At 66.8% G+C, this 19,688-nt stretch carries 20 protein-coding genes; 8 read left to right on the top strand and 12 right to left on the bottom strand.

The window, feature by feature from the left end:
• Positions 1-19: 19 nt before the first annotated feature.
• Together ACVPT3_RS08385 and ACVPT3_RS08380 are read left to right on the top strand one after the other, a co-directional pair.
• A complete protein-coding gene (locus ACVPT3_RS08385; protein ID WP_492043677.1) occupies positions 20-1,603 on the top strand; it encodes an alkaline phosphatase D family protein in 1,584 nt (527 codons plus the stop codon).
• 36 nt (positions 1,604-1,639) lie between these two features.
• Positions 1,640-2,416 (top strand): acid phosphatase, encoded by a 777-nt coding sequence (locus ACVPT3_RS08380; RefSeq protein ID WP_492043676.1) that lies wholly within the window; start codon positions 1,640-1,642, stop codon positions 2,414-2,416.
• On the opposite strand, the gene ACVPT3_RS08375 is transcribed toward ACVPT3_RS08380, so the two are convergent.
• Positions 2,413-2,925, bottom strand: coding sequence for a MarR family winged helix-turn-helix transcriptional regulator (locus ACVPT3_RS08375; RefSeq protein ID WP_492043675.1), 513 nt, complete (start codon positions 2,923-2,925; stop codon positions 2,413-2,415). The two genes, ACVPT3_RS08380 and ACVPT3_RS08375, sit on opposite strands and share 4 nt — an antisense overlap.
• 128 nt (positions 2,926-3,053) lie before the next feature.
• On the opposite strand from ACVPT3_RS08375, the gene ACVPT3_RS08370 reads away from it, so the two are divergent.
• Positions 3,054-4,526, top strand: coding sequence for a serine hydrolase domain-containing protein (locus ACVPT3_RS08370; protein WP_492043674.1), 1,473 nt, complete (start codon positions 3,054-3,056; stop codon positions 4,524-4,526).
• A 60-nt stretch (positions 4,527-4,586) separates the two neighbouring features.
• Here ACVPT3_RS08370 and ACVPT3_RS08365 read toward each other — a convergent pair whose 3' ends face one another.
• Positions 4,587-5,423, bottom strand: a complete 837-nt coding sequence (locus ACVPT3_RS08365) for an NAD(P)H-hydrate dehydratase (RefSeq protein ID WP_492043673.1) — start codon at positions 5,421-5,423, stop codon at positions 4,587-4,589.
• Between the two features lie 114 nt (positions 5,424-5,537).
• Between ACVPT3_RS08365 and ACVPT3_RS08360 the strand changes: the two genes are divergently transcribed.
• From ACVPT3_RS08360 to ACVPT3_RS08350, 3 genes are all read left to right on the top strand, one after another.
• On the top strand, positions 5,538-5,876 hold the full coding sequence (locus ACVPT3_RS08360; RefSeq protein ID WP_008261682.1) for a P-II family nitrogen regulator: 339 nt from the start codon (positions 5,538-5,540) through the stop codon (positions 5,874-5,876).
• 87 nt (positions 5,877-5,963) lie between these two features.
• Entirely contained in the window at positions 5,964-7,370 is a 1,407-nt protein-coding gene (gene glnA, locus ACVPT3_RS08355) for a type I glutamate--ammonia ligase (protein ID WP_492043672.1), read from the top strand.
• Positions 7,371-7,524: 154 nt separating this feature from the next.
• Complete coding sequence (locus tag ACVPT3_RS08350) at positions 7,525-8,376, top strand: DUF6065 family protein (protein WP_492043671.1); 852 nt, start codon at positions 7,525-7,527, stop codon at positions 8,374-8,376.
• An 8-nt stretch (positions 8,377-8,384) separates the two neighbouring features.
• Here ACVPT3_RS08350 and tatC read toward each other — a convergent pair whose 3' ends face one another.
• Genes tatC through ACVPT3_RS08335 form a run of 3 tightly spaced genes read right to left on the bottom strand, consistent with a single transcriptional unit; the run spans position 8,385 to position 10,104 of the window.
• On the bottom strand, positions 8,385-9,272 hold the full coding sequence (gene tatC / locus ACVPT3_RS08345) for a twin-arginine translocase subunit TatC (protein WP_492043670.1): 888 nt from the start codon (positions 9,270-9,272) through the stop codon (positions 8,385-8,387).
• Positions 9,269-9,862, bottom strand: coding sequence for a Sec-independent protein translocase protein TatB (gene tatB, locus ACVPT3_RS08340; protein ID WP_492043669.1), 594 nt, complete (start codon positions 9,860-9,862; stop codon positions 9,269-9,271). Before tatB ends, tatC begins: the two co-directional genes overlap by 4 nt.
• A 23-nt stretch (positions 9,863-9,885) precedes the next feature.
• Positions 9,886-10,104 (bottom strand): twin-arginine translocase TatA/TatE family subunit, encoded by a 219-nt coding sequence (locus ACVPT3_RS08335; RefSeq protein ID WP_492043668.1) that lies wholly within the window; start codon positions 10,102-10,104, stop codon positions 9,886-9,888.
• Positions 10,105-10,213: 109 nt separating this feature from the next.
• Between ACVPT3_RS08335 and rnhA the strand changes: the two genes are divergently transcribed.
• Complete coding sequence (gene rnhA / locus ACVPT3_RS08330; protein ID WP_492043667.1) at positions 10,214-10,666, top strand: ribonuclease HI; 453 nt, start codon at positions 10,214-10,216, stop codon at positions 10,664-10,666.
• Here rnhA and ACVPT3_RS08325 read toward each other — a convergent pair.
• The 7 genes from ACVPT3_RS08325 to kdsA form a co-directional block, all read right to left on the bottom strand.
• Entirely contained in the window at positions 10,663-12,072 is a 1,410-nt protein-coding gene (locus ACVPT3_RS08325; RefSeq protein ID WP_492043666.1) for an MFS transporter, read from the bottom strand. The two genes, rnhA and ACVPT3_RS08325, sit on opposite strands and share 4 nt — an antisense overlap.
• 43 nt (positions 12,073-12,115) lie before the next feature.
• On the bottom strand, positions 12,116-12,589 hold the full coding sequence (locus ACVPT3_RS08320; protein WP_492043665.1) for an NfeD family protein: 474 nt from the start codon (positions 12,587-12,589) through the stop codon (positions 12,116-12,118).
• Positions 12,590-12,604: 15 nt separating this feature from the next.
• Positions 12,605-13,585 carry an SPFH domain-containing protein gene (locus tag ACVPT3_RS08315; protein WP_492043664.1) on the bottom strand — a complete coding sequence of 327 codons (981 nt, stop codon included), beginning with the start codon at positions 13,583-13,585 and terminating at the stop codon, positions 12,605-12,607.
• 77 nt (positions 13,586-13,662) lie between these two features.
• Positions 13,663-14,760 (bottom strand): DUF3089 domain-containing protein, encoded by a 1,098-nt coding sequence (locus tag ACVPT3_RS08310; RefSeq protein ID WP_492043663.1) that lies wholly within the window; start codon positions 14,758-14,760, stop codon positions 13,663-13,665.
• Entirely contained in the window at positions 14,757-15,758 is a 1,002-nt protein-coding gene (gene rfaD / locus ACVPT3_RS08305; RefSeq protein WP_492043662.1) for an ADP-glyceromanno-heptose 6-epimerase, read from the bottom strand. The genes ACVPT3_RS08310 and rfaD overlap by 4 nt, the downstream gene beginning before the upstream one ends.
• The gene (rfaE2, locus tag ACVPT3_RS08300) at positions 15,755-17,209 is read right to left on the bottom strand and encodes a D-glycero-beta-D-manno-heptose 1-phosphate adenylyltransferase (protein ID WP_492043661.1); all 1,455 of its coding nucleotides are present in this window, start codon (positions 17,207-17,209) and stop codon (positions 15,755-15,757) included. The genes rfaD and rfaE2 overlap by 4 nt, the downstream gene beginning before the upstream one ends.
• An 18-nt stretch (positions 17,210-17,227) precedes the next feature.
• Positions 17,228-18,106 (bottom strand): 3-deoxy-8-phosphooctulonate synthase, encoded by an 879-nt coding sequence (kdsA, locus tag ACVPT3_RS08295; RefSeq protein ID WP_492043660.1) that lies wholly within the window; start codon positions 18,104-18,106, stop codon positions 17,228-17,230.
• A 97-nt stretch (positions 18,107-18,203) separates the two neighbouring features.
• Between kdsA and ACVPT3_RS08290 the strand changes: the two genes are divergently transcribed.
• Entirely contained in the window at positions 18,204-19,670 is a 1,467-nt protein-coding gene (locus ACVPT3_RS08290; RefSeq protein ID WP_492043659.1) for a cryptochrome/photolyase family protein, read from the top strand.
• The last annotated feature ends 18 nt before the right edge of the window (positions 19,671-19,688 follow it).

The raw sequence follows: 19,688 nt of genomic DNA, 5'->3' as shown, positions 1-19,688 counted from the left end.
TCCGCTCGAAAGCCCCAGTATGCTGACACCCAGTCTTCCGATGAACCGCCGCCTGTTGCTTGGCGGCCTGGTCGCGGCGCCCCTGGTGCTGCGATTTGGTCAGGCGCAGGCTCAGGGGGGCGGCGCCTATGTCTTTCCGTTGGGCGTGGCCAGCGGCGATCCTGCGTCCGACGGCTTCGTCATATGGACCCGTCTGGCCGTGGATCCCGTGGCAGCGGACGGTCTGGGCGGGATGGGCGCGCCTGTGGCCGTGCGTTGGGACGTCGCGGCGGACGAAGCCTTCCACCGCGTCGTCGCCTCTGGCGAGGCGGTGGCGGACCGGGCCGACGCCCATAGTCTGCATATCGAGATCGAAGGACTGCGGCCCGACCGGCCCTATTGGTACCGGTTCACGGCCCTGGGGCAGCAAAGCCCCGTCGGCCGCGCCCGCACCGCCCCGGCGCCAAACGCCGACATCGACCGCCTGCGGCTGGCCGTCGCCTCCTGCTCCAACTGGGAGTCGGGCTATTTCAGCGCCTATGGTCATATGGCTGACGAGGCGCCGGACCTGACCCTGTTCCTGGGGGACTATATCTACGAGTACACCCGGACCGCCGCCCAGGCGGCCAATGTGGTGCGGCCCTACGGGCTGGAAGAGGCGACGACCCTGGCGGGCTATCGCAACCGCTACGCCCTGCACCGGACTGATCCTGATCTCCAGCGCCTGCACGCCGTCGCCCCCTGCCTGGCGGTGTGGGACGACCACGAGATTCAGGACGACTATTCCGGCGTCTGGTCCAAGACGCCCGGTGTCGCCCCCAGTGATTTCCTTCTGCGTCGCGCCGCCGGCTACAAGGCCTTCTACGAGGCCATGCCCATCCGCCGCACACGGCTGGATGCGCGTCTCCAGATGCCGATCTATCGCAGCGTCCGCTATGGCCGACTGGCCGAGTTCTTCATGCTGGACGGGCGGCAATATCGATCCCGACAGGCGTGCAGCGACGGCCCCAACGGCGGCAAGGGCCAGGTGGTCACTGACCTCGCCTGCCCCGACCGGCTGGATCCGGCGCGCACCTTCCTCGGCTTCGAGCAGGAGCGTTGGTTGTACGACGGCCTGGCCCGTTCGCAGGCGCGCTGGAACGTCCTGGGGCAGGACCTGGTGATGGCGGGGCTCAAATTCGGCAACGGCGACGCCGAAACCCGCTACTGGACCGACACCTGGGATGGCTACCCCGTCGCCCGCGACCGGATGACCGAAGCCCTGGCGACCCTGAAACCGTCCAACCCCATTGTGCTCAGCGGCGACTACCACTCCTTCTGGACCAACGACGTCAAACGCGTGAGCGCCGACCCTTCGTCGGCGACCGTGGCGACCGAGTTCGTCGGCACGTCCATCTCGTCCTCAGGGCCTCCCTATGACGCCCTGATGGCCAATATGCCGAACAATCCGCAGATCAAATTTTTCGACAGCCGGGTGCGGGGCTACATGTCCATCGACATGGACCGTGACCGGATGAACACCCGTTATCGCGCCATTTCCGATGTGCGCGACCCAAGGGCTGCGGTTTCCACACTGAACAGTTGGGTGGTCGAAGACGGCCGGCCGGGCGCAATGCAGGCCTGACTCCCAGAATCACAGCGTCCAGAGTTTCAGAGTTTCATGATCCACATGTCTATCGACCGCCGCCCAGCGGCCGTCGCCTTCGCCGTTTCCCTCGCGCTCGCCTTGGTCAGCTGCGCCGCCGCCCCTGCTCCCGAATTCTGGACCGGCTTCCGCGATCATCCCCATGGCTATCTCGCCAAGGACGGCGCGCCGAACGCCGCCGCCTTTCTCCCGGCTCCGCCGACCGACAACTCGCTGCGCGCCCAGAACGATCTCGCCGCCTATCGCGCCACCCGCGCGCTTGAAGACAGCCCGCGCTGGGCCCAGGCCCGCGCCGACAATGAGATTGAGACTCCCGACGCCCCGCGCGTCTTCGACGACGCCCTCGGTATTCACTTCGATCCTGAACGCATGCCGACCCTGACCCGCCTGCTGGGGCGGATGCTGGGCGACCTGGAGACGATCCAGACCCCGGCCAAACGCGGCTTCACCCGCCCCCGCCCATTCGTGGCTGAGCCGGCGGCGACCTGTATCGCGCCTGAACCCTGGCTGGCCGCCAGCGGATCCTATCCGTCGGGTCACGCCGCCCTGGGCTGGGCCTGGGCCCTGGTGCTGACGGAAATGGCGCCGGATCGCGCCGACGCCATCCTAGCGCGCGGCCTAGCCTATGGCGAAAGCCGCGCCATCTGCGGCGTTCATTACCCCAGCGACGTGGACGCCGGTCGTCTCGTCGGCGCGGCCCTGGTTGCGCGGCTGAAGGCCGATCCGACCTTCCAGGCGGATTTCACGGTCGCCGCCCGTGAACTGGCCCAGGCCCGACGGGCAAGTCGCTAAGTCGTCCCCTCGGCAGCAGCCACGAGACGACGCAGCAACGCCTCCGCCTGGTCTCTCTGATCGCGATCGAGATCGGCCAGGGCGAGATCGGCTAAGGCAAACCTGCGATCGATGAACGACTCGACAAGATCGAACCCTCTGGGCGTCAGTCTGGCCATCAGGCGTCGGCGGTCCTCCGGCACGCCGTGACGCGAAACCAGTCCCCAGGTTTCCAGCCGCCGCAGACAGGCGGTCAGGCCGCCGGAACTCAAGAGGACCCTCCGGGCCAGGTCCGTCGGCGTCAGCTCAAACGGAACACCGGCTCGCCGCAGCGTCGCGAGGACATCGTAGTCAGTATAGGAGAGGCCGTGCTCCGAAAGCATCTGACTGACGGCTTCTTCGTAACGCCGCCCGAGCCACAGGATGCGACCGACCACATGGAGCGCGCCTGGCTTGGTTTGCGGGCGCGCGGAGCGCCAGTCTTCGAGAACGGCGTCAATCACGTCCGGGGGCGAAGGGGCTGTGGTCATGGATCCAAACTAAACCAAGCTGCGGACGCAAACAAATCTTGACGGCAAATATCTTTTGAAGAAATATCTTTCCACAAAGATAATTCAAGGCGGGCTCGGAGATGGACGTGAACGGACATAGGTTCTGGATGGCGACGGCTGCGGTGCTGGCGCTGGCGCAAGGCGCCCCCGCAACTGCAGCTCCCGCCGTTCTCGTCGACCAGGAGATCGCGCAGCCGAGCGCCAGCGGTCGGGACTTGGACGCCGCCTTTGAGGCCTACATGCAGGCTGCGGTTCAGAACGCGGCCTTCAGCGGGGTGGTGCTTGTCGCCAAGGACGGCCGTCCGATCTTCCGGAAAAGCTACGGCCTGGCGAACCGGGCCTTCAACGTTCCCAACAGCGGGGAGACCCGTTTCCAGCTCGCCTCCATCACCAAGCCGTTCACGTCGATTCTGATCATGATGCTGAATGAGGAAGGCAAGCTGAACATTGACGATCTGGCGTGCGACTATCTGCTCGACTGCCCGCCGGCGTGGCGCTCCATAACCATCCGGCAACTGATGACCCACACCTCGGGCCTCCCGAACTACTCAAGCCTGCCGGACTGGGATGAGACACTAGACAGCCGCACCTACGGCAAGGGCGGGCTGGTCGCGCTTGTCCGTGACCTGCCGCTTGAGTTCGCTCCCGGCGAAGGCTTCCGATACAGCAATACGGGCTACAACCTCCTCGGAACCATCGTCGAACGCGTTTCCGGCAAGCCTTTGCCGGACATGTTGCGGGATCGGATCCTGACGCCCTTGGGCATGTCAAACACGGTCTTCAACAGCTCGCGCCTCGTGATCCCTGAGCAAGCGACCGGCTATTATTCCATCGGCTCGACCTTCATCGAATCCAGTCCGCAGTCCATGACAGGTGTGAATGGCGAGGCCGGTCTCAGCAGCACGGTCGATGACCTGTTGACCTGGGCGCGCGCCCTCGACGCCCATACGCTGATCTCCAGCGCCTCTTACCGGCAGATGGTTGACGACGCCCGGAACAACTACGGCTTCGGCTGGGAGCTCAGGACCTGGTCCAATCGCCGGATGGTCGGTCACGCCGGCAGCGGGCCCGGCTTTTCCAACATGGTGGCGCGCTTCCCGAACGACGGCCTCACCGTCGTCGTATTGAGCAACAGCGACGAGGCCAGCGGGAGCGGCACAGCCCGCGCGCTGGCCGGCGTCTTCTTCGGCGAGACACCGCCGCTGCCGACGATCCAGCCGAAAACTCTGATCCTCGACGCGATCCTCAAGGACGGGGTGGAGGCCGGCATACGGCGATATCAGGAACTGAAGTCGCGCCAGCCGTCCGCAGAAGCCTTCATGTCGGACGAACTGATCGTCGAGATTGGATACGAGTTGATCGGCCTGCCGTCGATGGAGGCTGCCCGGCGCGTGTTCGAGTCCGCCCTCGAGATGTTCCCGCAGTCAGCCTACAGCCATGACGGCCTGGCCGATATCGCTGCGGCCGAAGGTGACGTCGCCACGGCGATCTCCCAATTCGAGGCGTCGCTGCACCTCGATCCAGAGAATCAATACGCCATCGACGGCCTTCAGCGCCTTAAGCCGCCGCCTGGCGGATAAACGGTTTCGCCGCGCGCCAAGATCACGCCGTCATTTGCTCGACCTGGCGCCGTCGGCGCTTCAACCCGTCTCTGAAGACATCCAAAGAAAACGCAGGGTTTCCGGCATGCTCTCGCTCAAATCCTCCGAGATCAAACCCGGGCCGAACCGGCCGGCGGCGTCGGCGTGAATCCAGACGGCGGCGCAGGCCGCGTCGAAACTGTCCATGCGCTGGGCCAGAAGCCCGCCGATCATGCCCGCAAGCACGTCGCCGGTCCCCGCTGTGGCCAGCCAAGGCGAGCCGTTCTGGTTGATACGCACGCGGCCGTCAGGCGCCGCGATGACGGTTTCCGCGCCTTTCAGCACGACGATCGCTTGGGCGCGTCGGGCCGCCTCGACGGCCGCGCTCGCTCGGCCTTTGCGGAGAAGACCGGGAAACAGACGCTCGAACTCCCCCTCGTGCGGCGTCAGAACGTCGTCGCGGTCCAGCACGGCGAACAGTTCAGCGCTACGCCCCTTGAACACCGACAGCCCGTCCGCATCGATCACCAGGGCCGCGCCGCTGAGGGCCAGGGCCTGGACATTGGTTACGGTCGTCTCGTCCAGACCGGCCGCCGGTCCGACCACCACGGCGTCCATCTCCTCGACCTCTCGGGCCAGGGCGTCGGCGGTGGCGAAGGGGGTCAGCATGATGGCCTCGATCGCCGGGGCGATCACCGCGACCGCGTCGGGCGGGCAGTAGATCCGCACCACCCCTGCCCCGATCCGCAATCCCGCCCGCGCCGCCAGCCGCGCCGCGCCGGTCTGGTGTGCTCGCCCGGAGACCACGCCAAGACGGCCCCGCGCATGCTTGTGCGTTTCCGCGCCCGGCCACGGAAGAAAATTGCGCCATAAGGCGGGGTCATTGGTTTCTATCATCCGGGCTCCGAATATCCGTGACTTTTCTGCGAAAACCGCTTGCTTTGAACGGCCTTGATGTGTCCCATTCCCGCCCGAGCGCCGTGGCATTCCGCCCTCCGCTCAGGGGTCGCCATGAAGAAGATTGAAGCCATCATCAAGCCTTTCAAGCTGGATGACGTCAAAGAGGCGCTCCAGGATGTCGGCGTGCAAGGCATGACCGTGCTGGAGGCCAAGGGATATGGCCGCCAGAAAGGCCATTCCGAACTGTATCGCGGCGCGGAATACGTCATCGACTTCCTGCCCAAGATCAAGATCGAGGTCGTCGTCGCCGATGATCTCGCGCCCGCCGTGGTCGAGGCCATTCAGACCTCGGCTCGCACCGGCAAGATCGGCGACGGCAAGATATTCGTGTCCGACGTCGCCGAAGTGATCCGTATCCGCACCGGCGAGACCGGGGCCCAGGCCGTCTGAGTTCGCGTACCCTCCTCCGTCGCTCGGCTCCTATGGGGTCGCGTGTTCGGTTCCTCCCCAACGACCAAAAAAATAGGACTTCCGAGAATGAGCGCCAGCAAGATCCTCAAGGAGATCAAGGAGAAGGACGTCAAATACGTCGACGTTCGCTTTACCGACACTCGCGGCAAGCTGCAGCACGTCACCTTCGACATCGACCTGGTCGATGAGGATTTCCTGAACGAAGGCACGATGTTCGACGGTTCGTCGATCGCCGGCTGGAAGGCCATCAACGAGTCCGACATGCTGCTGAAGCCGGACCTGACCACCGCCTACATCGATCCGTTCTACCAGCAGACGACCATGTTCCTGTTCTGCGACGTGCTGAACCCCGACACCGGCGAGCCCTACAACCGCGACAGCCGCTCGATGGCCAAGAAGGCCCTGTCCTATGTCCAGTCCTCGGGCATCGGCGACATCGTCTATTTCGGCCCGGAAGCCGAGTTCTTCATCTTCGACGACGTGCGCTGGTCGACCCAGCCGCACAACACCTCCTATTCGTATGACTCGACCGAGCTGCCGGCCAACACGGGCGCCGAATACACCGAGGGCAATATGGGCCACCGCCCTGGGCCCAAGGGCGGCTATTTCCCGGTCAACCCGGTCGACTCCGGCCAGGACCTGCGCGGCGAAATGCTGGGCGTGATGCGCGACCTGGGCCTGCAGCCCGAGAAGCACCACCACGAGGTGGCCCCGGCCCAGCACGAACTGGGTCTGAAGTTCTCGGACCTGCTGACCATGGCCGACCGGCTGCAGCTCTATAAGTACGTGATCCACAACGTCGCCGCCGCCTACGGCAAGTCGGCGACCTTCATGGCCAAGCCGATGTTCGCGGACAACGGCTCGGGCATGCACGTCCACATGTCGATCTGGAAGGACGGCAAGCCCCAGTTCGCCGGCGACAAATACGCCGGCCTGTCGCAGGAATGCCTGTGGTACATCGGCGGCATCATCAAGCACGCCAAGGCCATCAACGCCTTCGCCAACTCGACCACCAACAGCTACAAGCGTCTGGTTCCCGGTTACGAAGCCCCGGTGAAACTGGCCTATTCGGCCCGCAACCGCTCGGCCTCGATCCGCATCCCCCACGTCTCGTCGCCGAAGGCCAAGCGTCTGGAAGCCCGCTTCCCCGACCCGATGGGCAACCCCTATCTGACCTTCGTCGCCCTGCTGATGGCCGGCCTGGACGGGATCGAGAACCGGATCGATCCGGGCGCGCCCGCCGACAAGAACCTGTACGACCTGCCGCCGGAAGAGCGCGGCTCGATCCCCGAGGTCTCCGGCTCGCTGCGCGAAGCCCTCGAGAGCCTCGACAAGGACCGCGCCTTCCTCAAGAAGGGCGGCGTCATGGATGACGACTTCATCGACAGCTATATCGAGCTGAAGATGGAAGAGGTGATGCGCCTGCAGCTGCACCCCCACCCGGTCGAATTCGACATGTACTACAGCTGCTGATCGACCCGGCAGTCTGACTTCAGGAGAGCCCCGGATGGTCTGTCATCCGGGGTTTTTCTTTTCCGCGCATGACCGTCACGGGTTGGACATGCGGCTGTCCTAAAGCCTAAGCGCCCACTCCATAGGGCCGGGTTGGCGGCACACGAGACTAGAAATGATCAAGCGTTTGAAGGGGTCTGTTCCAGCGCGTCCCAAGGGCGCTCCGGTCCGCGCGGCCGAAACGGAACTGGTCTGCTATGTCCGCGAGGGCTGGGCCCCGCGCGTGGCCCCGGCCTCGCCCAAGCGCGACTGGATGACCGACACACCCGACAGTTTCGCCTATCGCTGTCTGCCCCTCGCCATCGCCAATACCCATGGCTGGGAAATGCTGAGCCCCTGCGGTTTCAAGGCCCGCTGGCACGGCGGTGTGGACGCCAGCTCCGTCGAGATCGTGCTGGACCCCGGCTCTGATCCGAAGCGGGGTCCGGTCTCCCTGTTCGGCAGCGGAACCCTGACCTTTCACGTCGACGGCATCATGCGGACGTCGGAAGGCTGGAACCTGTGGGTCGGCGGCCCGCCCAACGCAATGAAGGACGGGATCGCCCCCATGGGCGGGGTGATCGAGACGGACTGGTCGCCCTACACCTTCACCATGAACTGGCGCTTCACCCGTCCCGACGTCTGGATCAGGTTCGAGGAGAACGAGCCCTTCTGCTTCTTCTTCCCCACCCCGCGCGGGGTGCTGGACCGGCTGAAACCGGAGCTGCGGCCGATGGAGGACCAGCCCGAGATGTTGCAGACCTTCGACGCCTGGCGGGCGTCACGGCTGGCCTTCCAGGACTGGGTCAAACGGACCAAGCCCACGGCGCCGGCCGATCAGTGGCAGAAACTCTATTATCGCGGCCTGCACCCCGAGGGCCATGCCGGTCCCGAGGACCATCAGTCCAAGCTCAGACTGTCGCCATTCCGCCAGACCGGCTCGAGGCGGGTCTGCCCGGTGGATCACACGGACAAGAAGCGCGGCTGAACTCGGGGCTAGACCAGGCCTTCGGCCTCGTCCGTCTTCTTGCGTCGCAGTTCGATCAGCCGCACGCACCAGATCGAGACCTCGTAGAGGATGACCAGGGGCACGGCGAGCATCAGCTGGCTGATGGGGTCCGGCGGGGTGACGACGGCGGCGACCACCACCACGGCGACGATGGCATAGCGCCGGCCGGCCGCCATGGCCTTGGAGCTGATCAGTCCGGCCAGCCCCAAGAGGGTCGTCACGACCGGCAGCTGGAAACACAGGCCGAAGGCCAGCAGCAGCGAGGTCACCAGGCTCAGATAGTCCGAAATCTTGGTCGTCTGGGCCACCGAAATCCCGTCGCTGACCACCTGCTGTCCCAGCGAGAACAGCATCACGAACGGCAGCATGACATAATAGACCAGCGCCCCGCCCAGGCAGAACATGACCGGCGCCGCGATGAGGAAGGGCAGGAAGGCGCCGCGCTCATTCCGGTACAGACCAGGCGCCACGAACCGGTACAGCTGCCAGGCGATGACCGGGAAGGTCAGGACCGCCGCGCCGAAGGCCGCGATCTTCATCTTGGTGAACAGCTGTTCCAGCGGCGCAGTGGCGATCAACTGGACCACGGCCGCGGAACCGGGCGGATAGGGCTTCAGCCCCATCATGGTCGCGATCAGCTCCAGCGGATTGGCGTGGCCGCCCGAGGCCAGGGCCGCCGCATGGATGGCCGCCGCCGCCTGATAGGGTTTGATCAGGGCGATCTGGATCTGGTTGGCGAAGGCGAAACACAGGATGAAGCCCAGGGCGAAGGCGATCACGCAGATCAGCAGCCGCCCGCGCAGCTCGATCAGGTGATCCATCAGCGGCGCGCGCGACGCCTCAATCTCGGCCTCGTCACGATCGGAGAAAGTCAAAGCTCGGCGGCCTTCTTGCGCGGGGTCCGGGGCTTGGCGGGCGTCTTGGCCGCGGTGCTCGTGGCCGTGGACGCGGCCTTAGGCTTGGCTTTCGGTCGCGGCTTGGGCTTAGTCTCGGCCGTTGCCGATACGGCGGACTTGGCGGCGGTTTTCGATGTTGCGCGCTTCGGCTTAGGCTCAACCGTCGGCGTCGGCTCGACGGGGGGCGCGGTGTCCGGCCATTCGTCGGCGACGGGCGTTATGGTCGGCGCCTCGGTAGCGGGCGCCGGCAGGGCCGCAGGCGCGCCCGGTCCGGTAAGGCCGGCGTTGATGTCCTTGAAGGCCGCATCGGCGTCAGCGCCGAGGGGATACATGGCCCCCTGCCCGGTCCGCAGCGCCTCGACCTCCTTGCGCAGGTCGTCCAGCTCGGACTGACGCGCCATCTCGTCGAAGCTCGAGCGGAACTCGTTGGCCATGGAACGCGCCTTGGCGACCATCTGGCCGACGCGACGCATCAGGACAGGCAGGTCCTTTGGCCCCACCACAAGCAGGGCCACCAGGCCGATCACCACTAATTCGAAACCCCCGATACCGGGGCCGAGCCCGCCCATGCGTCAGCCCTTACAGACGACGACTAGCGCTTCAGCTCTTCCTTTTCCGCCTCGGTGCGCGGCAGCGAGCTGACGCCATCGTGCGGGCCGTCCTTCTTGTCGTCGTCCTTCAGACCGTCCTTGAAGGCGCGGATGCCCTTGGCGGCGTCGCCCATGATGCCGGACAGCTTGCCGCGCCCGCCGAACAGCAGGGCGATGACGACGATGACGATGGCCCAGTGCCAGATGCTCAGGGAGCCCATGGGTAATCTCCTTGAAGGGACCGATGATCGATCCCATCCACTATTCTTCGACCCGCATATAGGCGCAGTCATGGCCCCGCGCCAAGGGAGGCTGTAGGTGTGCGCGACCATGAGTCTCTCCGATCACGTCATCATCCACACCGACGGCGCCTGTAAGGGCAATCCCGGCCCCGGCGGCTGGGGCGCCCTGCTCCAGACCGGCGGCGGTCACGAGAAGGAATTGTGGGGCGGCGAGGCCAATACGACCAACAACCGCATGGAGCTGATGGCCGCCATCATGGCGCTGGAGGCCCTGAAACGCCCGTGCAAGGTCGAGCTCCACACCGACAGCAAATACGTCATGCAGGGCATCACCGAATGGATGCGCGGCTGGAAGGCCCGCGGCTGGCTGACCGCCGACAAGAAACCGGTCAAGAACGCCGACCTGTGGCAGCGCCTGGACGCCGCCCGATTGAAGCACGACGTCAAATGGCGCTGGGTCAAGGGGCACGCCGGCCATGAACTGAACGAACGCGCCGACCAACTGGCGAATCGCGGCGTCGCGGACCTGAAGGCGCGCTAGACCGCCTCCACCTCCTTCTCCGGCTCGGCCGTCCGACGTCGGATGCGCGAGCCGCTCATCACCGCGCCGAACAGGGCCGCGACGGCGGCCAGCTCGAAGCCGTGACGCACGCCGGTCGTCGGCGCAGCCGACAGCAGGAAGGCCACCACGACCGCCCCCATCGACTGCCCCAAGACCCGCGCCGTGCCCAGGGCGCCGCCCGCCGCCCCGGCCCGCTCGCGCGGGGCCTCCGACAGAAGCGCGCGGTTGTTGGGCGACTGGAAGAAGCCGAACCCGGCCCCGCACAGGGCCATGCGCCAGACGATGTCGAACTTGGACGAATCACCGTCGAGGAAGCTCAAGCCCATCAGCCCGCAGGCGAACAGGCTCAGACCTATGGCCCCCAGGATCCCGGCCGAATACCGGTCCGACAGCCACCCGGCCAACGGCGCCGCAAACATGGTGGCCAGCGGCCAGGGCGTCATCAGCAGCCCGGTCTCCACCGCGCTCAGCCCCAGCGAGCCCTGCAGGAAGAACGGCAGGGAGACGAAGGCCATCATCTGGGCGGTGAAGGAGATGATCGAGGTCGCGACCGACAGGGCGAACATCGGCCGCGCCAGCAGATCCAGTGGAATCAGGGGCGTCTTGCTGGGCCGCTCATGCCGAACCAGCAGCACCCCGGCCGCCAGCCCCAGACCGGTCAGGCCAAAGCCCAAAATCGAGGCCTCGCCGTGGGCCAGGGCCTGCATGCCGGTGATGACGAGCCCAAAGGCCGCCGCGCTCAGCGCCGCCCCGACCAGGTTCAGCTTGCGCTTCTGCAACGGATTGTGCGGCAGGGTGAAGCCCGCCATCGACACCGCCAGAACCCCCAGCGGAATGTTCAGCGCGAACAGCCAACGCCATTCGCCCAGGCTCAGCACGGCGCTGGCGATGGTCGGGCCGGCGGCGGCGGCCATGGAGACGATCACCGCATTGATCCCGACGGCCCGGCCCAGCAGCCGCTGCGGATAGGTGAACCGCACCAGGGCGCCGTTGACGCTCATGATCCCGGCGGCCCCGAACCCCTGCAGCACCCGCGCGAGACTCAGGGTCAGGATCGAATCGGACAGGGCGCAGGCCAGGGAGGCCAGGGTGAAGACCGCCAACCCCGCCTGCGATACCCGGCGATAGCCGACGATCTCGCCCAGCGACGCCAGCGGCAGAAGCGCGACGACGATGGCGATCTGATAGGCGTTGACGATCCAGATCGAGGCCGCCTCTGACGCCCTCAAGTCCTCGGCGATGGACGGCAGGGCCACATTGGCTATGGCCCCGTCCAGCACCGCCAGGGTGATCCCCAGTCCGATGGAGACGATGGCCCAGTACCGCCTCGGAACCGGCAGTCCATCCTGGGACGGGACGACGGATGCGGCAGGACTGTCTGACATCAGCGTCGAACGTCGTCCCACGGCAAAGGTTGCGCGGGACGGTTCAGGTCGCCGCGCGCACCGTCAGCAGCGAGCCGCTGACCCCGTTCACCACGACATCCTGTCCAACCTCGGGCTGCCCCGTTTCAGCCGCGCCGCCCTCGATCACAGCCGGCCATTCGGCGCCGGAGACGAAGACGCGACCCCGCCCACCGACGAAGGCCTCGACCACGCGGGCGCGCTGATCGATCAGGCGACTGTCCCGGTCGTTGATGTCTACGCCGTCCGGATTGGCCTTCTGGATCAGGCGTCGCGACAACAGGGTGGCGATGACCGTCAGCACGGCGAAGACCGCCACCTCGCCCGGCAGGCCCAGCCGCACCCCGACCGCCGTCATCACGGCCACCAGCCCGGCCGCGACCGCTGGCCACAACAGCCATTCGGTCGAGAACATGGCCTCCACGGCCAGCAGCAAGACCCCGACAGCCAGCCAGATCCAGAACGGCTGGGCGGCGTACAGATCGGCGACGAGGCTCATGACTTGCGCTCCAGATCAGGCGGTGGGCGGAACGGACGGGCGGCGCGGCGCGGCGGCGGGCTTGGCTGGGGTCGGGTCCTGCTGCTGCCCCTTGGCCAGGTTCACCATCTCGCCGATGCCGGCGATGGTGCCGACCAGGGCGCCCATTTCGGCGGGCACGATGACGGTGCGCTGTTGCGGGCTGCGGGCCAGTTCGGCGAAGGCCTCGACGTATTTCTGCGCCACGAAATAGTTGATGGCGTTGACGTCGCCGCGGGCGATGGCTTCCGACACCATGGCGGTGGCGCGGGCCTCGGCCTCGGCCTCGCGTTCGCGCGCCTCGGCGTCGCGGAAGGCGGCCTCCTTGCGGCCTTCGGATTCCAGGATGGCCGCCTGTTTGGCGCCCTCGGCGCGGGTGATTGCGGCCTGTTTCTCGCCGTCCGCCTCGGTGACCACGGCGCGACGTTCGCGCTCGGCCTTCATCTGGCGGGCCATGGCGTTGGTCACATCGGTAGGCGGGGTCAGATCCTTGATCTCGATCCGGTTGACCTTGACGCCCCACGGCTCGGTCGCCGCATCGATAACGTGCAGCAGCCGGGTGTTGATGCTGTCGCGCTGGCTCAGCACCTCGTCCAGCTCCATCGAGCCGACGACGGTCCGCAGATTGGTCATGCACAGCTGGGAGATGGCGTAGGGCAGATCGTCGACGCGGTAGGCGGCGCGGGCGGCGTCCATCACCTGGATGAAGACGATGCCGTCCACCCGGACCATGGCGTTGTCCTTGGTGATGACTTCCTGAGTCGGCACATCAAGAACCTGCTCCATCATATTCATCCGCTTTCCGACCCGTTCCACGAACGGGGTCAGGAAGCCGATGCCGGGGCTCAGGGTCTTGGTGTATTTTCCGAACCGTTCAACCGTGAATTCACGGCCTTGCGGCACGATCTTGATGACGCTGAACAAGAGCGAGATCGCCAGGAACAGCAATACGCCGGCGAAGATGGTGAGAACGTCCATGGGTACCCTCCGTATGCGCTCAGGTTACGCGCGACACGCGAGCTGCGCCACCGAAACCGGACGGCGTTCGTCCGATTTCAGCCGGCCGCCTTGACGTAGATCGCCAGCCGCTCCGCAACATCCGCTTCCAGATCGCCGTAGAACAGATTGTACGGCCTGGCCTTTCGCCTGTCCGCCCAATTGCCGGTCTCGCGGAAGGATTCCAGGTCGGGCCAGGAATGGCGCAGCAAACCGTCGCGGCACTGGGTTTCCACTTCGCGCGTCAGCAGGGCCGGGCGCGCGCCCCACTCCAGCCCGGTGGCGTTGGTCGCGCCCCGGTGCAACCGGGCGGGAACCTGTTCTTCTCCGACGCCTCCGGTGACCGGATTGACGCAGACAGCAGCCCGGTCCGCCAGATTGACCAGATGTCCCCGATTATCCCAGACCGTGGCCCGGCGCAGTCGCCGTCGGGCGGCGCCCTCGTCCCCGTCGCCAACCTGGGACCAGGCGACAACGCAATGGATCTGTCGTCTGTCAAAACAGGCAGGGATGGAGGCCGGCAGGTTCTCGGCGGCGATGATCGTGTCCATCAGATAGGCCGCGACCAGACGGTCCCGAACCGCCGCATCCGGCGCGATCCGCTCCTGGATGAGCCGGTCCAGCAGATCGGCGCCCTGCTCCACCCCCGCCAGGACGATCGGGCCGGACGGATGGTGCGCCAGCCAGGCGTCGAAGGCCGCCAGCACGTCGCCATAGGCGAAGGCCCGCGCCTCGCGCGCGTCGTCCCGCAGGGTCAGACGCGTATAGAGGCTGGCCTGCCGGTAGCGCGGCGCGCTGACCGCGCCCGCGCGTGCGAACGGCCCGGCGTAGTTGGGCAGCACGACCCGGAACAGATAGGCGTCGGCCTTGGCGTCGCCGATGGACCCGATCCAGTCGCGCCCGCCGTTGAAGGTCGTCGAATGGACGAAAAAGACGTTCGCCGTCCCCGCCCCGGGCGCGCGCGCGTCCCACAGGGCCCAGGCGCGCGGATCGGCGTAATCGGGCGCCGGCGGCGGCTCATAGGTCTGGAACGGCACCTGGGGGTCCAGACCGGCGCGCAGGATATCCCCACGCCACACCGCGACCGCAGCGGTCAGCAGGAACACCAGGAAGAACCCGGTGTAGCCGATCCATTGCCGGGTCGTCAGGCGCTTCATCTGTAGGGATCGGGCTGGGCCAGGAAGTTCTGGACGTAGCGGCGCACGCCCTCTTCCAGCGGCGTCGACTGCCCCTCGAACCCGGCGGCGCGGATCCGGTCCATCCTGGCCTGGGTGAAATACTGGTACCGGTCGCGGATCGCCTCGGGCATCTCCACATATTCGATCGAAGGTTCCTTGCCCGCAGCGGCGAAGGTGGCCTTGGCCAGATCGTCGAACGACCGCGCCTGGCCCGATCCGGCATTGAAGATCCCCGAGACCTCCGGCGACTGCAGCAGGAATTCGATGATGTCGACCACGTCGTCGACATAGACGAAGTCCCGCAGCTGGCCCCCGTCCGGATAGTTCGGATTGTGCGACCGGAACAGGCCGACGGTCTCGCCCGCCGCCACCTTGGGCCAGATCTGGGCCACGACGGATTTCATCCCGCCCTTGTGCCCCTCGTTCGGCCCATAGACGTTGAAGAACTTCAGCCCCGCCCACTGGGGCGGCGCCTGGCCGCGATCCGACTGGCGCACCGCATACTGGTCGAACAGCATTTTCGAATACCCATAGGCGTTTAGCGGCCTCAGCTTCGACAAAGACTCCGCATCGTCGTCGTCATTGAACCCCGTCTCGCCGTCGCCATAGGTCGCCGCCGAGGAGGCGTAGATCATCCGCGCATCGCGGGTCGCGCACCAGTCCCACAGGTCTCGTGACAGGGTGAAGTTGGTGCGCAGGATCAGGTCCGCGTCCGGCTCGGTCGTGGATGAAATGGCGCCCATATGCACCACGGCCTCGATCCGCTCCGCATGACGCTCCAGCTGTTCGAACAGCTCCTCGGGCGCCCAGAAGTCGGCGATGGAATGTTTGGCCAGGTTCTTCCACTTGGCCAGGTCGGCGGTCTCCAGCCGGTCGCAGACCACCACGTCATAGGCCGTCTCTGCCGTCAGCCGCGCCACGATATTGGAGCCGATGAAGCCGGCTCCGCCCGTCACAACAATCATTCTGGGCGTCATTGCGCGCTTCCCGTCATCTTCTCGAGCGTCCGGGTCGTCGAATACCCATCCTTGAATTCCGCCAGACGGACCACGCCGCCCCAGCTCTCCACCAGGTCGCCGCCCACCACGCCCTCGCGGGTATAGTCCGATCCCTTGATCAGCACGTCCGGCCGCAGCCGTTCGATCAGGGCGATGGGGGTGGGATCGTCAAACGACGTCACCCGATCCACGCTGCTCAGGCCGCCGATCACGACGGCGCGGCTGTCCAGGTCATTGACCGGCCGCCCCTCGCCCTTCAGCCGCCTGACCGAGGCGTCGGTGTTCAGCGCCACCACCAGCCGGTCGCACCAGCCGCGCGCCTGGGCCAGATAGGCGACGTGGCCCCGGTGGAGAATGTCGAAACAGCCATTGGTGAAGCCGACCTTCAGCCCCTGCCGCCGCCAGGCCTCGACCTCGGTCGCCAGTTCGTCCAGCGGCGTCACCTTGGCCTGGGCCGCGACGGCGTGCTGGCTCAGCTCCGCCTCGATCAGCTCGGCGGGCGTGACCACGGCCGTTCCGGCCTTTCCGACCACCACGCCCGAAGCCAGGATGGCGAACTGCACCGCCGTCTCCAGCGAGGCCCCGGCGCCCAGGGCCAGGCCCAGCGAAGCCAGCACCGTGTCCCCGGCGCCGGACACGTCGAACACCTCGCGCGCCCGACCGGGGAAATGCCGCACCGGCCCGTCGCGCCGCGCCAGGCTCATGCCCTTGCCGGCGCGGGTGACGATGATGGCCTTGGCCGTCGTCCCCGCCAACAGGGCCGCCAGCGCCGCCTCGACCTCGGCGTCCGTCTCGACCGGCAGGCCGGTGGCTCCCGCCAGTTCCGACGCGTTCGGCTTGATCACATCGACCGCGCCATAACGGGCGAAATCCCGCCCCTTGGGATCGACGATGACCGGCGCGCCAGTCTCGCGCGCGGCTTTCAGGGCCGAGGTGATCAGGGCGTCCCCGACCACCCCCTTGGCGTAGTCCGACAGCAGAATGGCGGAGACGCCTGAAAACGCGTCCGTTTCGGTCAGAGGCGAAGCCGCCGCCTCCTCATCCAGCCGCAGAAGTTGCTGACCCGCCGCCACGAACCGCGTCTTGACGATGGTGGCGGCCCCGGCGGGCCGGGCGATAAAATCGACGATCCGCTCCTCGGCGGCGATCAGGTCGCGCAGCTCCGCGCCGGCCGCGTCCTCGCCCGTCACGGCGCCCAGATGCGCCACACCGCCCAGGGCCGCGACATTGCGCGCCACATTGCCGACGCCGCCGGGCATGGCCGTGGTCCGGCGGGTGCGCAGCACCGGGATCGGCGCCTCGGGCGAAATCCGGCTGACCTCGCCATAGACATAGCGGTCCAACATCAGGTCGCCGACGCAGGCGGTCTTCAGGTCGCGCACGCGCTCCAGCAGCTGTTGCAGGGCGCCCAGATCGAGGGTGTCAGACATGCGCCCGACCTAGAGTATTCAGGCGGCCTGCGCCACCGGCGCCTTGGCCCCGATCTTGATAGCCAGGTCGTCGAAAGCGATCAGCTGGGCCGCCAGGGCCTCGAACTGATCCAGCGGCACCATGTTCGGGCCGTCCGACGGGGCGTTGTCGGGATCCGGGTGAGTCTCCATGAAGACCGCATCGACGCCGACCGAGACGGCGGCGCGGGCCAGAACCGGCACGAACTCGCGCTGACCGCCCGAAGACGTGCCCTGCCCGCCGGGCTGCTGCACGCTGTGGGTCGCGTCGAACACAACCGGGCAGCCGATCTCGCGCAGCACCGGCAGGGCGCGCATGTCGCTGACCAGGGTGTTGTAGCCGAAGCTGGCGCCCCGCTCGCAGGCCATGACGTTGGGGTTGCCGGCGCCGACCACCTTGGCGATGACGTTCTTCATGTCCCAGGGGGCCAGGAACTGGCCCTTCTTGATGTTGATCGCCTTGCCGGTCGCGGCGGCGGCCAGCAGCAGGTCGGTCTGGCGGCTCAGGAAGGCGGGGATTTGCAGCACATCGACCACCTCGCCCACCGGGCCGCACTGGGCCTCGGAGTGGACGTCAGTCAGGGTCGGCAGGCCGGTGACCTCGCGGATCTCGGCGAAGATCGGCATGGCGTCTTTCAGGCCGATGCCGCGCGCCGCGCTGGCGCTGGTGCGGTTCGCCTTGTCGAAACTGGTCTTGTAGATGATGCCGACGTTCAGCCGCTCGCCGATTTCCTTCAGCGCATGGGCCGTTTCCAGCGCGTGCTGACGGCTCTCCATCTGGCAGGGACCGGCGATGAAGGCGATTCGTGCGCCGCCGCCGATGACGACAGGCGTCCGAAGACCTTCGGACAACGTAATGACGGCGTTGGGTCGGCTCACGAGGCGGCTCTTTCGAAGTTCGGGCGTTATGGGAGCGGCGTTTGCCGCAGCTATGAGGCCATCAGGTGGCGCTTGTTTTCTATGAGCGCAAGTTATCATGGAGTTCGCCTGCGTGGCCACCAAGCCTGTCGTCCTTTGGTTTCGCCGCGACCTGCGCCTGAACGACAATCCCGCCCTGTATCACGCCGCCGCCACCGGCCGCCCGATCCTGCCGGTCTTCATTCTGGACCGCGATCCTGACCGTCCGGCTGGCGCGGCCTCGCAGTGGTGGCTGAACAAGTCCCTGCGCGCCCTGGACGCCTCGCTTCAGGAACGCGGGTCGCGGCTGATCCTGCGGCGCGGCGATTCGCTGATCCAGCTTCAGGCCCTGATCCACGAGACCGGCGCCGACGCCCTCTTCATGAACCGGCTGTTCGAACCCGCCGCCTTCGCCCGCGACGCCGACATCGCCCATGAGCTGAAAACGTCCGGCGTCGACTGCCGGGGCTTCAACGGCTCCCTGTTGGCGCGGCCGGGCGCCGTGCTGAACGGATCGGACGCGCCCTACAAGGTCTTCACCCCCTTCATGAAGGCCCTGCTGGCCGCCGCCGAGCCGCCGCCGCCCACGCCCGCCCCACGCCGCATCGACACGCCCGAAGCCGTCCAGACCGAGTCGATCGACGACTGGGGCCTGCACCCGACTTGCCCCGACTGGTCCCATGGCTTTGACTGGACGCCGGGCGAGGCGGGCGCGGACGCCGCCCTGTCCGACTTCCTCACACGAGGCCTCAAGACCTACGCAAAGGGCCGCGACCATCCCGCCCTTCCCGTGACCAGCCGCCTATCCCCCCATCTGCACTGGGGCGAGATCAGTCCCTGGCGCGCGGCTCAACAGGCCCAGGCCGCAGCGGACGCGGGCGCCGTTCCGGCGGGCGAGGCGGACAAGTTCGTCGCGGAACTGGGCTGGCGCGACTTCTCGGCCCATCTGCTCCACCATTTCCCGACCATGACCGACCGGGCTTTCCGCCCGGAATACGAATCCATGCCCTGGCGCGACGATCCCGACGGCCTGGAGGCCTGGAAGCGCGGCCGCACCGGCTATCCGCTGGTGGACGCCGGCATGCGTCAACTGTGGACGACCGGCTGGATGCACAACCGGGTGCGGATGGTCGTGGCCTCCTTCCTGATCAAACACCTGCTGATCGACTGGCGCGAGGGCGAGGCCTGGTTCTGGGACACTCTGGTCGACGCCGACCTGGCCAGCAATGTGCAGAACTGGCAGTGGGTGGCGGGTTCGGGCGCCGACGCCGCCCCCTATTTCCGCATCTTCAACCCCATCGCCCAGGGCGAGAAGTTCGACGCCGAGGGCGGCTATGTCCGGCGCTGGGTTCCCGAACTGCGCCGCCTGCCCGACCGCTGGCTCCAGTCGCCCTGGACCGCCCCGCCCGAGGTGCTGCGCGACGCCGGCGTGCGACTTGGCAAAGACTATCCCCACCCCATCTTGGATCATGCCCAGGCCCGCGCCCGCGCCCTCGACGCCCTGAAGGCCGTCAGCGGCCGAGACGACCAGGCCGGTCATGACTGACGACGCACAAAGAGGTTC

It is taken from the genome of Brevundimonas sp. FV1ps31S, from assembly GCF_058681265.1.
Note: the sequence above shows the minus strand (reverse complement) of the source record. Positions and strands in the feature narration are given on the sequence as shown.